The following is a 12,352-nucleotide window of genomic DNA, read 5'->3' as shown; positions in this document are numbered from 1 at the left end:
CGAACGAGGGCCCTGCGGTCCGGAGGGCGGGCGAACGCGTGTTCGCGACGCGGAGGGGCTCAGAACTCCTCGTGGGCCTCGGGATCCCCGCCGAACCGCCGCTGAGGCCCGGCCGAGACGCGGGCCAGCTCGTCCGGCGTCAGCTCGAACCCGAACAGGTCAAGATTCTCGCGCTGCCGCCCCGGATCGGCCGACTTCGGGATCGGTACGGCACCGAGCTGGGTGTGCCAGCGGAGCACGGCTTGAGCGGGCGTCACACCGTGTGCGTCGGCGATGGCGGCCAGTTCGGGACCGGCCAGGACATCGCGACCGCGGCCGAGCGGGCTCCAGCTCTCCGTGACGATGCCCTTGGCGGCGTGCACGGACCGCAGTTCGTCCTGCGGCAGGCGCGGGTGCATCTCGATCTGGTTGACGGCCGGCAGCACCCCCGTCTCCTGCTCCAGCCGGTCGAGGTGGGCCGCGGTGAAGTTGGACACGCCGATCGAGCGCACCCGACCGTCGTCGCGGAGCCGGATCAGCGCCCTCCAGGTGTCGACGTACAGATCGAGCCGGGGCAACGGCCAGTGAATGAGATACAGATCCACGTACTCCAGCCCGAGATTGCGCCTCGATTCCTCGAACGAGGCCAGCGCCGGCTCGTAGCCGTGGTGTCGGCCAGGGACCTTGGTGGTGACGAAGACGTCCTCCCTCGGCACGTCGCTGCGGGCGATCCCGCGGCCGGTCCCGGTCTCGTTTCCGTAGTTCAGCGCGGTGTCGACGAGCCGGTAGCCCAGGTCCAGGGCGCCGGCGACGGCCCTCTCCGCCGCGTCGTCGTCCAACGGCCAGGTGCCGAGTCCGACCGCGGGGATGGCGCGGCCGTCGTTGAGGCGGTGCACAGGAGTCTCGATCATGATTTCCCTTTTCGTTCGGAAACCTTCTCGGCCAGAGTAGGACGGACCGGGGCGCGGGACGCGGAGGGCGCGGGGTGAGCCCCGGTGCGGTGTTGTGCCGTGCGGACGCGGTCTCCGGGCGCGTGCGCAGCCGCCGGGCCGGGGGAGTGACCGGGCGCGTCCGTGCTGGTCCGAGGCGTTCATGACGCTTCGTGCTGCCGACGGGACCGGCGTCATCCGCTGAACTCCGTTTTCGGCCAGTCCGGTTGGGCGAACTGTCCAGCACGCTGTGTGTACGTCCGACCCCACGGGTGCGAAACGGGACGACAGTTGGGACAGGTGTTCCCGAGGCGACCACCGGCGGGTACGGTGACCGTTCCGGGGGTGAGCCGTGAAGGTCCCCCACGGCGTTCCCGCATCGTTGTCCCGCGGAGAAGCAGGAGAACCAGTCAGGTGCCCTCGTTCGCCGTCCCCGCCCCGCCTCGTCGTGCCTGGTTCACCGATCTGCCGGTCATCCTCGTCGCGGTCGTCTGGGGCTTCAGCTACCTCGTGACGAAGGGCATCACCACCTCGCACGCGGTCGTCGCCTTCCTCCTGCTGCGCTTCGCCGCCGTGCTGCCCGCGCTGGTGGTGGCCTGCCGCCACAAGCTCAGGGCGCTCGACGCGGCGCAGTGGCGGGGGGCCGGGTTACTGGGTCTGGTGCTCGGCGGGATCTTCCTGGTGGAGACCTATGGCGTCGTGCACACCTCGGCGACCAACGCCGGACTCATCATCAGCCTCACCATGATCCTCACTCCGCTCGCCGAGGCCGCCGTCACCCGCGTCCGGCCTCCCATGGTCTTTCTCGCCGCCGCCGCTCTCTCGGTGGCCGGTGTGGTGCTGCTGACCCAGGACGGCGGAATCACCCGTCCGTCGGCGGGTGATCTGCTGATGCTGGTGGCGGCCCTCGGCCATACCGTGCACGTGCTGCTGATGGCCCGCATGAAGGCGGTGCGGGGGGCGGACTCGCTGTCGCTGACCACGGTCCAGCTCGGCAGCGCGGTCGCCGTCTTCGCCGTGCTCGCCGCCGTGCCCGGCACCGGGGACGCGCCGTGGACGGTGGCCGCCGGGTTCGGCGTCCGGGAATGGGGCGGGCTGCTCTTCCTCTCCGTCTTCTGCACACTCTTCGCCTTCTACGTGCAGATGTGGTCGGTACGCCGCACCTCACCGTCCCGGGTCAGCCTGCTGCTCGGTACGGAGCCCCTGTGGGCCGCCGCCGTGGGCATCGCGATCGGCGGTGAACGGCTCGGTGTCTTCGGGATGGTGGGGGCGGTGCTGGTCCTGTTCGGCACCGGCTGGGGACGCCGGGCGATCACTCCGGCCGCTCCTCGATCCGCGCGTGCCTCCCGTCAGCCGGCCGCCCCCGTCACCGTCGCGGCACCACTCGACCCCGTCGGGGCACCACGCGACCCCGTTGCCGCACGTCAGTCCTGACCTCACGCGGGCACGTCGGCCGGCCCGCGAGGCCGGGCCGACAGGCGTCCTGGATTCCGGCGGCCACGGTTTCAACAGCCTTGTCCGGATAGCGCTGTTGGCGCACGACGCGGGCCCGCTCGACAACGACGGCGTCGCCCCGGAGACATAGGGTGAACCGGTCGACCGCCGATCAGAGCCGGAGGGGCGATCCCATGCCCGATGCCAGAAGCCATGTCGATGTCGATCTGCGCGGGGTCGAGGACTTCACCGCGCACCCCTATCCGTACTACGAGAAGCTGCGCGCCGCAGGTCCCGTGCACACCATCCGCACCGACGATTTCGACCGGGTCTGGCTCGTGGTGGGGTACGACGAGGCCCGCGCGGCCCTCGCCGACCAGCGGTTCGGCAAGGCGTGGCAGGGGCTGGTGGTCCGGCCCGACGGGAACGACCCGATTTTCGCCAACATGCTGGAGCTGGACGCACCGCGTCACACCCGGCTGCGCAAGCTCGTCACGCGGGAGTTCACCGCACGCCGGGTCGAGGCCCTGCGCCCGCGCGTCCAGCAGATCACCGACGAACTCCTCGACGCGATGCTGCCCGCCGGGCACGCCGACCTCGTGGACGCGCTGGCCTTCCCGCTGCCGATGACCGTCATCTGCGAACTGATCGGCGTGCCCGACCTGGACCGGAACACCTTCCGCGGACTGTCGAACGCCATCGTCACCCCGTCCGCGCCGGAACGGGACGGCGAGGCGGTGGCCGCCATGGGCGCGTACCTCGCCGAACTCATCGAGGACAAGCGGTGCTCACCCGGTGACGACCTGATGAGCGCACTGGTCCGGACACGCGACGAGGAGGGGGACGGGCTGTCGCCCGACGAACTCGTGGGCATGGCCTTCCTCCTGCTCGTCGCCGGCCATGAGACCACGGTCAACCTGATCTCCAACGGAGTACGGGCGTTGCTTCAGCACCCGGATCAACTGGCCGCGCTCCGCGCGGACTTCGACCTGATCGACGGGGCCGTCGAGGAGATGCTGCGCTACGACGGGCCGGTGGAGACAGCGACGTTCCGCTTCCCCCGCGAGGCGGTCAGCATCGGGCAGCGGGTCATCCCGGCGGGCGATCCGGTCCTCATCTCCCTGGCGGGCGCCGACCGCGACCCCGGCCGCTACCCGGATCCCGGACACTTCGACATCCGCCGCGACGCCCAGGGGCATCTGGCCTTCGGACACGGCCTGCACTTCTGCCTGGGCGCGCCGTTGGCCCGGATGGAGGGGCGGATCGCGATCCGCACACTGCTGGAGCGGTGCCCCGGTCTCGCGCTGGACACGGACGGCGCGGAGCTGGACTGGCTCCCGGGGCTGCTGATCCGCGGGGTGCGCGAGCTGCCCGTCCGCTGGTGAGGCAGGATGTTCCGGCATGACCGGACATGACGTGCGGATGGCACAGCAGATCCTCGACAGCCAGCCGTTCAGCGGGCTCGTCGGCGCGCGGATCACCGCCTTCGGCGACGGATCGGCCACGCTCGAAGTGGACATCCGTCAGGAACTCCAGCAGCAGAACGGCTTTCTGCACGGCGGGGTCCTGGCCTACGCCGCCGACAACTCGATCACCTTCGCCGCCGGGACGACCCTCGGCCCGGCCGTACTGACCGGCGGCTTCTCCATCCAGTACGTACGGCCCGCGACCGGCCGCACGCTCATCGCCCAGGCGGACGTCGTGCACACCGGCCGCCGCCAGGCGGTCGTCCGCTGTGAGCTGTTCGCCGCGGGGGAGGACGGGGCGAGGAGGCTCTGCGCGGTCGCCCAGGGGACGGTACTGTCCGCCGCACCGTCCTGACCGGCTCCGGTCCGGTGGCCGGGCGGCGGCGATTCAGCCCACGGCGCGGGCACCGGACCGGCCGGCCGTCGTGCCGGCCCTCTCCGCGATCTCCGCGACCTCCACGGGGCGGCGTTCCCGGCGGGACACCTCGCACGCCTCCGCGATGAGCAGCGCGTGCCAGGCTTCCCGGCCGTCGCACGGATTGGGCAGCTCGCCGCGCACCACCCGTACGAACGCGTCCAGTTCCGCCTCGTAGGCCGGGGCGAACCGTTCGAGGAAGCCGGGCCAGGGGCTCGGCGGAGCCGCGGGGCCCCGCGGCTCCGCCGAGGTGACGGGCGTACGGCCGTCCAGGCCGACCGTGATCTGGTCCAGCTCACCCGCCAGTTCCATCCGCACGTCGTAGCCGGCGCCGTTGCAGCGGGTGGCCGTCGCCGTGGCGAGCGTGCCGTCGTCGAGGGTCAGCAGCGCCGCCGCCGTGTCGACGTCGCCGGCCGCCCGGAACATCGCGGGCCCGGCATCCGAGCCGGTGGCGTACACCTCCACGACCTCCCGGCCCGTCACCCACCGCAGCATGTCGAAGTCATGGACCAGGCAGTCCCGGTACAGCCCGCCGGAGAGCGGCAGATACGCGGCGGGCGGCGGCACCGGGTCCATGGTCATCGCCCGTACGGTGTGCAGCCTGCCCAGGGCCCCCGCCCGCACCGCGGCGCGCGCCGCCCGGTATCCGGCGTCGAACCGGCGCATGAAGCCCAACTGGAGGGTGCTGCCCGCCCGGTCGACCTCGCACAGCGCGCTCAGCGTCCCCGGCAGGTCCAGGGCGATCGGCTTCTCGCAGAACGCGGGCACTCCCGCCCGGGCGGCCCGGCCGATCAGCTCCGCGTGCGCCGATGTGGCCGAGGCGATCACGACAGCGTCCGGACCCGCGCCGAACAGCTCGGCGGCGCCGTCCGCGGTCGTCGCGCCGACCCGGGCCGCGACCTCGGCCGCCCGCGCCCGGTCGGTGTCCGTCACCACCAGGGTGTCCACCGCGGGATGGCGGGCCAGCACGCCCGCGTGGAAGGAACCGATCCGGCCGGTGCCGATGAGTCCGATACGCATGGACCCAACGTGCCGCCCACCGGCTGCGCTGTCAACTATATGTCCTGACAAACCAGGTGTTCGATGGTCCTGCTGTCCGGACAACAGGACGACATGACTACCGGAGGTTCTGACGTGAGGGATACCCTCCACGCGTGCCCAAACCCACCACCGACCCCGCCGCACTCGAACTCGGCGTGGACCGCTCCAGCCCCATCCCCCTCTACTACCAGCTGGCCCAGCAACTGGAAGCGGCCATTGCACAGGGCCGGCTCGCCCCCGGCAGCCTCCTCGGCAACGAGATCGAACTCGCGGCCCGGCTCGGCCTCTCCCGGCCCACCGTCCGCCAGGCCATCCAGTCACTGGTCGACAAGGGGCTGATGGTCCGCCGCCGCGGCGTCGGCACCCAGGTGGTGCACAGCAGGGTCAGGCGCCCGCTCGAACTGAGCAGCCTGTACGACGACCTGGAGGCCGCGGGCGGGCACCCCACGACCCGCGTCCTGCGCAACACCGTCGAGCCCGCCGACGCCTCGGTCGCCGACGCGCTCGGCATCGCGCGGGACGCCGACGTCCACCGCGTCGAGCGACTGCGGTACGCGCACGGCGAACCCCTGGCACTCCTGCGCAACCACCTGCCGCTCGGCCTCATCGACCTGGACACCGAACGGCTGGAGAACACCGGTCTCTACCGCATGATGCGCGGCGCGGGCGTCACCCTGCACAGCGCCCGTCAGACCGTCGGCGCCCGCCTCGCCACGGCCGACGAGGCGGCCGGGCTCGGCGAGCCCGAGGGAGCCGCTCTGCTGACGATGGAACGCACCACGTTCGACGACACCGGCCGGGCGGTCGAGTTCGGCTCCCACATCTACCGTGCCTCGCGCTACTCCTTCGACTTCCAGCTGCTCGTACGGTGACGACGTCCGACGTCGGCCGTTGACGCCGCGGACGACCACCGCTACAACTCCCCCAGCCGCAATCGGGCGGCGGGCAGAGAGGGCGGACTCACGATGCGTACCTGTCGCAGAACAGCAACCCTGATCGCCACGGCCGCCATCGGCATCGGCCTCACCGTCACCGGATGCAGCGGCTCCGGCGGCAAGAGTTCCGAGGAGAAGACCCAGGGGGCGAGCGGCGGCGGCACGACGGTCTCCACGCCCCGGATGAAGATCGCGATGGTCACGCACTCCGGGGAGGGCGACACCTTCTGGGACATCGTGCAGAGCGGCGCGAAACAGGCGGCGGCCAAGGACAACGTCGAGTTCCTGTACTCGGCGAACAAGGAGGGCAAGGAACAGGCCCAGCTCGTCCAGGCAGCCATCGACCAGCAGGTCGACGGCATCGTTGTCACCCTCGCCAAGCCGGAAGCCGTCAAGGACGTCGTCGCCAAGGCCGTGAAGGCCGGCATACCCGTCGTGACCATCAACTCGGGCGCGCAGTTCTCCGAGGAGATCGGCGCACTCGGACACATCGGGCAGGACGAGAAGGTCGCGGGCGAGGCCGTCGGCGAGGAGCTGAACGCGCGGGGCCGCAAGAACGCCGTCTGCGTCCTCCACGAACAGGGCAACGTGTCGCTGGAGGAGCGCTGCGCCGGCGTGCGGAAGACCTTCGGCGGCACGGTCGAGAATCTCAACGTGGAGGGCACCAACATGCCCGCTTCCACCTCCTCGATCGAGGCGAAGCTCCAGGCGGACAAGAGCATCGACGCGGTCGTCACCCTCGGCGCACCCTTCGCCGCCGCAGCCGTCAAGGCGAAGGAGGGCTCCGGCAGCACGGCCGAGGTCGACACCTTCGATCTGAACGCCGAGGTCGTCAGACGGCTGAAGGACCAGGAGGTCGGCTTCGCCGTCGATCAGCAGCCCTATCTCCAGGGCTACCTCGCCCTCGACGAACTGTGGCTGAACAAGACGAACGGGAACGTCATCGGCGGCGGAAAACCGGTGCTCACCGGCCCGGCGATCGTCACCGCCGACGACGTGCCCGAGCTGGAGAAGTACACCGCGCGCGGCACCCGATGACCGCCGCGCGCACCGCCCCGCCCACCCGCCGTCGGCCCACCCGCACCGCCGATCCCACCCGCCGTCGGCCCACCCGCACCGCCGATCCCACCCGCCGCCGGCCCACCCGCACCGCCGATCCCACCCGCCGCCGGCGCACCCGCGGCGCCCCTGCCGGGCGGGGCCGTCGACGGCTCGGGGATACTTGGCCAGCCGGGCAGCGTGTGAACAGGCCCCGGCTCCACCAGGCAGCACAGCGAGCAGAACAAGAAGGGCACGGCGTCGTGGCAAGGGTTCGGACAGGGGTACGTGCGATGGGCGTCGTGCTTGCGACGGTGCTGGGGGCGTCCCTCGTGGGATGCAGCAGCACCGGGGGCAAGCGGGCGGAGGAGCGCGCGGCCAAGGCCGCAGCCGAGGGCCGGTCCGCCGTGAACACGCCCCGCTGGACCTTCGCCATGGTCACCCACTCCGGGGACGGCGACACCTTCTGGGACATCGTCCAGCGGGGCGCCGAGCAGGCCGCCGTCAAGGACAACATCAAGTTCCTGTACTCGCACAACGACGAGGCGCAGCAGCAGGCCCAGCTCGTCCAGGCCGCGATCGACCAGCGGGTCGACGGGCTGATCGTCACCCTCGCCAAGCCCGACGCGATGAAGGACGTCGTCGCCAAGGCCACCAAGGCCGGTATCCCGGTGATCACGGTGAACTCGGGCTCCGCGGAGTCCAAGCAGTACGGCGCGCTCACCCACATCGGCCAGGACGAGTCGATCGCGGGTGAGGCCGTCGGCGACGAGCTCAACGCCCGGGGCCGCAAGAAGGCCCTGTGCATCCTGCACGAGCAGGGCAACGTCGGCCACGAGCAGCGCTGCGCCGGTGCGAAGAAGACCTTCGACGGGCAGATGCAGAACCTGTACGTCGAAGGCACCAACATGCCCGACGTCCAGGCGTCCATCGAGGCGAAGCTCCAGGCGGACAAGAGCATCGACGCGGTCGTCACCCTCGGGGCACCGTTCGCGGACGCCGCGGTCAAGGCGAAGAAGACCGCGGGCAGCACGGCCGAGATCGACACCTTCGACCTGAACGCCAAGGTCGCCACGGCCCTCCAGGACAAGAGCCTCGGCTTCGCCGTCGACCAGCAGCCCTACCTCCAGGGATACGAGGCCGTGGACCTGCTCTGGCTGTACCGCTACAACCGCAATGTGCTCGGCGGGGGCCGCCCGGTCCTCACCGGCCCGCAGATCATCACGGCGAAGGACGCCGCCGAGCTGGCGGAATACACGAAGCGGGGTACCCGATGAGCACAGTCGCGGGGCCGTCCGCCCCGACCGGGGCCGACGAACGGCTGCTGCGCACCTCGCCCCTGCGCCGACTGCTCGGCCGGCCCGAGCTCGGCTCGGTGGTCGGCGCCGCGGCGGTCTTCCTCTTCTTCTCGATCGCCGCCGACAGCTTCCTGCGCGCCTCCAGCCTCGGCACGGTGCTGTACGCGGCCTCCACCATCGGGATCATGGCGGCGCCGGTCGCGCTGCTGATGATCGGCGGCGAGTTCGACCTCTCCGCCGGTGTGCTGGTCACCAGCTCCGCGCTGATCTCGTCGATGTTCAGCTACCAGATGACCGCGAACGTCTGGGTCGGCGTCCTGGTGTCGCTGCTGGTCACGCTCGCCATCGGGGCGTTCAACGGCTTCATGCTGACCCGGACCAAACTGCCGAGCTTCATCATCACGCTCGGTACGTTCCTGATGCTGACCGGCCTCAACCTGGGCTTCACCAAGCTGATCAGCGGGACCGTGTCGACGAAGTCCATCGCCGACATGGAGGGCTTCGAATCGGCCCGCAAGGTCTTCGCCTCGCACTGGACCATCGGCGGAGTCGAGTTCAAGGTCACCATCCTGTGGTGGGCCGTGCTCGTCGCGATCGCCACCTGGATCCTGCTCCGCACCCGCTTCGGCAACTGGATCTTCGCGGTCGGCGGAGAGGCCGACGCGGCCCGCGCCGTCGGCGTCCCGGTCATCCGTACCAAGATCGGGCTCTACCTCGGGGTCGGCTTCGCCGCCTGGGTGTCCGGGCAGCATCTGCTGTTCTCCTTCGACGTCGTGCAGTCCGGCGAGGGCGTCGGCAACGAGCTGATCTACATCATCGCCGCCGTCATCGGCGGCTGTCTGATCACCGGCGGATACGGCTCCGCGATCGGCTCCGCGGTCGGCGCCGTCATCTTCGGCATGACCAGCAAGGGCATCGTGTACGCGGAGTGGAACCCGGACTGGTTCAAGTTCTTCCTCGGAGCCATGCTGCTCCTGGCCACCCTGCTCAACGCATGGGTACGCAAGCGCGCGGAGGCGACGACATGACGGCTCAGGCACCGGCCGGCCCGGAGACGTCCCCCCGGGCGCTCGTCGAGCTGGACCACGTCAGCAAGTTCTACGGCAACATCAAGGCCCTCACGGACGTCTCGCTGGAGGTGCACGCGGGGGAGATCTCCTGCGTCCTCGGCGACAACGGCGCCGGCAAGTCCACCCTGATCAAGATCATCGCGGGGCTGCACCGGCACGACGCGGGGACCTTCCTCATCGACGGCGAGGAGACCACCCTCGTCAACCCGCGCGACGCCCTCGACCGCGGCATCGCCACGGTCTACCAGGACCTGGCCGTCGTCCCCCTCATGCCGGTCTGGCGGAACTTCTTCCTCGGATCCGAGCCCACCACCGGCACGGGCCCCTTCAAGCGCCTCGACGTGCGGCTGATGCGCGAGACGACCCGCTCCGAGCTGCTGCGCATGGGCATCGACCTGCGCGACGTCGACCAGCCGATCGGCACGCTCTCCGGCGGCGAGCGCCAGTGCGTCGCCATCGCGCGGGCCGTCTACTTCGGTGCCAAGGTCCTCGTCCTGGACGAACCGACGGCCGCGCTCGGCGTCAAGCAGTCCGGGGTCGTCCTCAAGTACGTCGCGGCCGCCCGCGACGCGGGTCTCGGCGTGGTCCTCATCACGCACAACCCGCACCACGCGTATCTGGTCGGTGACCGGTTCGTCCTGCTCAAGCGGGGCGCCATGGCCGGCAGCCACACCAAGGCGAACGTCACTCTGGACGAGCTGACCCGCCAGATGGCGGGCGGCAGCGAGCTGGACGAGCTCAGCCACGAGCTGGCGCGGGCCCCCGGCCCGACCCACCTGGGCGGCCACCCGGTCACCGACGATCCGCGCTGAAACCGGGCCGGGACCGGTGCCCGGAAGCCGGTCCGCCAGCCGCGGTGCCCCGGCAGTGGCAGAATCGAGCCCGGCGGACGCCGTCCGCCGCCGGGAGCACCGCCCCGGCCCCCCAGACCCCGCAGGGACGATGAGCACGTACCGCGACTTCACACACCGCGGCTCCGCCCGCGCCACCGTCCTGCGGACCGTGGGCACCCGGGAACGGCGCTCGCACCTCACGGCGCCGCGCGTACCCACGGTCGGCATCGACATCGGGGGTACGAAGGTGATGGCCGGCGTCGTCGACGCCGACGGCACCATCCTGGAGCAGCTGCGCACCGAGACGCCGGACAAGTCCAAGAGCCCCAAGGTCGTCGAGGACACCATCGTCGAGCTGGTCCTGGACCTCTCCGACCGGCACGACGTGCACGCCGTCGGCATCGGGGCGGCCGGCTGGGTCGACGCGGACCGTTCCAAGGTGCTCTTCGCCCCGCACCTCGCCTGGCGCGACGAACCACTGCGCGACGCCCTCGCCTCCCGCCTGGTCGTCCCCGTCATGGTCGACAACGACGCCAACACCGCAGCCTGGGCGGAATGGCGCTTCGGAGCGGGCCGCGGTGAGGACCACCTCGTCATGATCACGCTCGGCACCGGCATCGGCGGCGCGATCCTGGAGGACGGCCAGGTCAAGCGCGGCAAGTACGGAGTCGCCGGCGAGTTCGGCCACATGCAGGTGGTGCCCGGCGGGCACCGCTGCCCGTGCGGGAACCGCGGCTGCTGGGAGCAGTACAGCTCCGGCAACGCCCTGGTCCGTGAGGCCAAGGAGCTGGCCGCGGCGGACTCTCCGGTGGCGCACGGCATCATCGAGCGGGTCAAGGGGAACATCCCCGACATCACCGGGCCGCTCATCACCGAACTGGCCCGCGAGGGCGACGCGATGTGCGTCGAGCTCCTCCAGGACATCGGCCAGTGGCTCGGCGTCGGCATCGCCAACCTGGCCGCCGCGCTCGACCCCTCCTGCTTCGTCATCGGAGGCGGCGTGAGCGCCGCGGACGACCTGCTGATCGGCCCCGCCAGGGACGCCTTCAAACGCCACCTCACCGGCCGCGGCTACCGCCCCGAGGCCCGGATCGCGAAGGCCCAGCTCGGCCCGGAGGCGGGAATGGTCGGCGCCGCCGACCTGGCCCGGCTGGTGGCCCGCAGATTCCGTCGTACCAACCGCCGCCGCGTCGAGCGGTACGAGCGGTACGCACAGATCTACGACCAGGCCGCGAGCACGATCCGCAACACTCGTAGCACCCGCACCTCCTAGGGAACCCCGGAGACATGACCGCAGTCGAGCCCGTCGTCCTGCCGCGCCAGCCCTCGCCGTCCGACGACAAGCCGCCGCGGGACCGGCGCCGGATGATCCGCCGCCGCCTGATCACGGCGACGATCATCGTGCTGCTCATCGGCATCCCGGCCGGCTATCTGCTGATCTCCGCGGGGCAGAGCCGCCGCTCCGGTCAGAACAAGGAGGCCGAGGCATCCGCCCAGGGACTCAGGGAGGGCTGGCCGTCCCGGATGCAGCGCCGGATCTTCGAGCTGCCGATGCCCGGAAACTCCATGGACGCGCAGTACTACGAGACCAACAACTGGAAGACCAGCCGGCTGTACGTGGAGTTCCGCACCACGTCCGCCGGACTCGACCGGTTCCTGAGCCGGCTGGGCAGCGGCCGGGCCGCCCTGGAGACCGGCAAGGTCACCATCGGCGTCCGTGACCAGCAGATCTCGGGGTGGAGCTTCAACCCCGGCGTGGCGTGGGCGGGCACCACGCACACCAACAAGAACCCGCGGCCCACGCAGAACATCACCGTGAACATGACCGACCCGATGAACCCGGTCGTCTACGTCGTCTCCGCGGCGACCCCCTGACCGGACGCCGGCGGACCGCTCACGAACCAGGGGCAGGTG

At 71.0% G+C, this 12,352-nt stretch carries 12 protein-coding genes; 10 read left to right on the top strand and 2 right to left on the bottom strand.

Features of this window, described 5'->3' with window-relative positions; genetic code table 11:
* Positions 1-59 precede the first annotated feature (59 nt).
* Complete coding sequence (locus tag ACFVUT_RS12260) at positions 60-890, bottom strand: aldo/keto reductase (protein WP_389652148.1); 831 nt, start codon at positions 888-890, stop codon at positions 60-62.
* Positions 891-1,322: 432 nt separating this feature from the next.
* Between ACFVUT_RS12260 and ACFVUT_RS12255 the strand changes: the two genes are divergently transcribed.
* The 3 genes from ACFVUT_RS12255 (at position 1,323) to ACFVUT_RS12245 (ending at position 4,163) form a co-directional block, all read left to right on the top strand.
* Positions 1,323-2,342 carry a DMT family transporter gene (locus tag ACFVUT_RS12255; RefSeq protein WP_389652151.1) on the top strand — a complete coding sequence of 340 codons (1,020 nt, stop codon included), beginning with the start codon at positions 1,323-1,325 and terminating at the stop codon, positions 2,340-2,342.
* 194 nt (positions 2,343-2,536) lie between these two features.
* Positions 2,537-3,727 carry a cytochrome P450 gene (locus tag ACFVUT_RS12250; RefSeq protein ID WP_389652153.1) on the top strand — a complete coding sequence of 397 codons (1,191 nt, stop codon included), beginning with the start codon at positions 2,537-2,539 and terminating at the stop codon, positions 3,725-3,727.
* Between the two features lie 16 nt (positions 3,728-3,743).
* Positions 3,744-4,163 (top strand): PaaI family thioesterase, encoded by a 420-nt coding sequence (locus ACFVUT_RS12245; RefSeq protein ID WP_389652156.1) that lies wholly within the window; start codon positions 3,744-3,746, stop codon positions 4,161-4,163.
* 33 nt (positions 4,164-4,196) lie between these two features.
* Here the strand turns inward: ACFVUT_RS12245 and ACFVUT_RS12240 are convergent, their stop codons facing one another.
* On the bottom strand, positions 4,197-5,243 hold the full coding sequence (locus tag ACFVUT_RS12240) for a Gfo/Idh/MocA family oxidoreductase (protein ID WP_389652159.1): 1,047 nt from the start codon (positions 5,241-5,243) through the stop codon (positions 4,197-4,199).
* A gap of 134 nt (positions 5,244-5,377) precedes the next feature.
* Between ACFVUT_RS12240 and ACFVUT_RS12235 the strand changes: the two genes are divergently transcribed.
* The 7 genes from ACFVUT_RS12235 (at position 5,378) to ACFVUT_RS12205 (ending at position 12,313) form a co-directional block, all read left to right on the top strand.
* Positions 5,378-6,136, top strand: coding sequence for a GntR family transcriptional regulator (locus tag ACFVUT_RS12235; protein ID WP_389652162.1), 759 nt, complete (start codon positions 5,378-5,380; stop codon positions 6,134-6,136).
* A 93-nt stretch (positions 6,137-6,229) separates the two neighbouring features.
* Complete coding sequence (locus ACFVUT_RS12230; RefSeq protein WP_389652165.1) at positions 6,230-7,237, top strand: sugar ABC transporter substrate-binding protein; 1,008 nt, start codon at positions 6,230-6,232, stop codon at positions 7,235-7,237.
* A gap of 293 nt (positions 7,238-7,530) precedes the next feature.
* Entirely contained in the window at positions 7,531-8,514 is a 984-nt protein-coding gene (locus ACFVUT_RS12225) for a sugar ABC transporter substrate-binding protein (RefSeq protein ID WP_389652167.1), read from the top strand.
* Positions 8,511-9,563, top strand: a complete 1,053-nt coding sequence (locus ACFVUT_RS12220; RefSeq protein ID WP_389652170.1) for an ABC transporter permease — start codon at positions 8,511-8,513, stop codon at positions 9,561-9,563. The genes ACFVUT_RS12225 and ACFVUT_RS12220 overlap by 4 nt, the downstream gene beginning before the upstream one ends.
* Entirely contained in the window at positions 9,560-10,417 is an 858-nt protein-coding gene (locus tag ACFVUT_RS12215) for an ATP-binding cassette domain-containing protein (protein WP_389652173.1), read from the top strand. Before ACFVUT_RS12220 ends, ACFVUT_RS12215 begins: the two co-directional genes overlap by 4 nt.
* Before the next feature lie 130 nt (positions 10,418-10,547).
* Positions 10,548-11,711 carry an ROK family glucokinase gene (locus tag ACFVUT_RS12210; protein WP_389652175.1) on the top strand — a complete coding sequence of 388 codons (1,164 nt, stop codon included), beginning with the start codon at positions 10,548-10,550 and terminating at the stop codon, positions 11,709-11,711.
* Positions 11,712-11,725: 14 nt separating this feature from the next.
* Positions 11,726-12,313: a hypothetical protein gene (locus ACFVUT_RS12205; protein WP_389652178.1), complete on the top strand. Its 588-nt coding sequence runs from the start codon at positions 11,726-11,728 to the stop codon at positions 12,311-12,313.
* Positions 12,314-12,352 lie beyond the last annotated feature (39 nt).

It is taken from the genome of Streptomyces sp. NPDC058051 (assembly GCF_042885475.1).
Classification (GTDB): domain Bacteria; phylum Actinomycetota; class Actinomycetes; order Streptomycetales; family Streptomycetaceae; genus Streptomyces.
The sequence above is the reverse complement of the archived record's forward strand: the minus strand, read 5'-3'. Positions and strand labels throughout refer to the sequence as shown.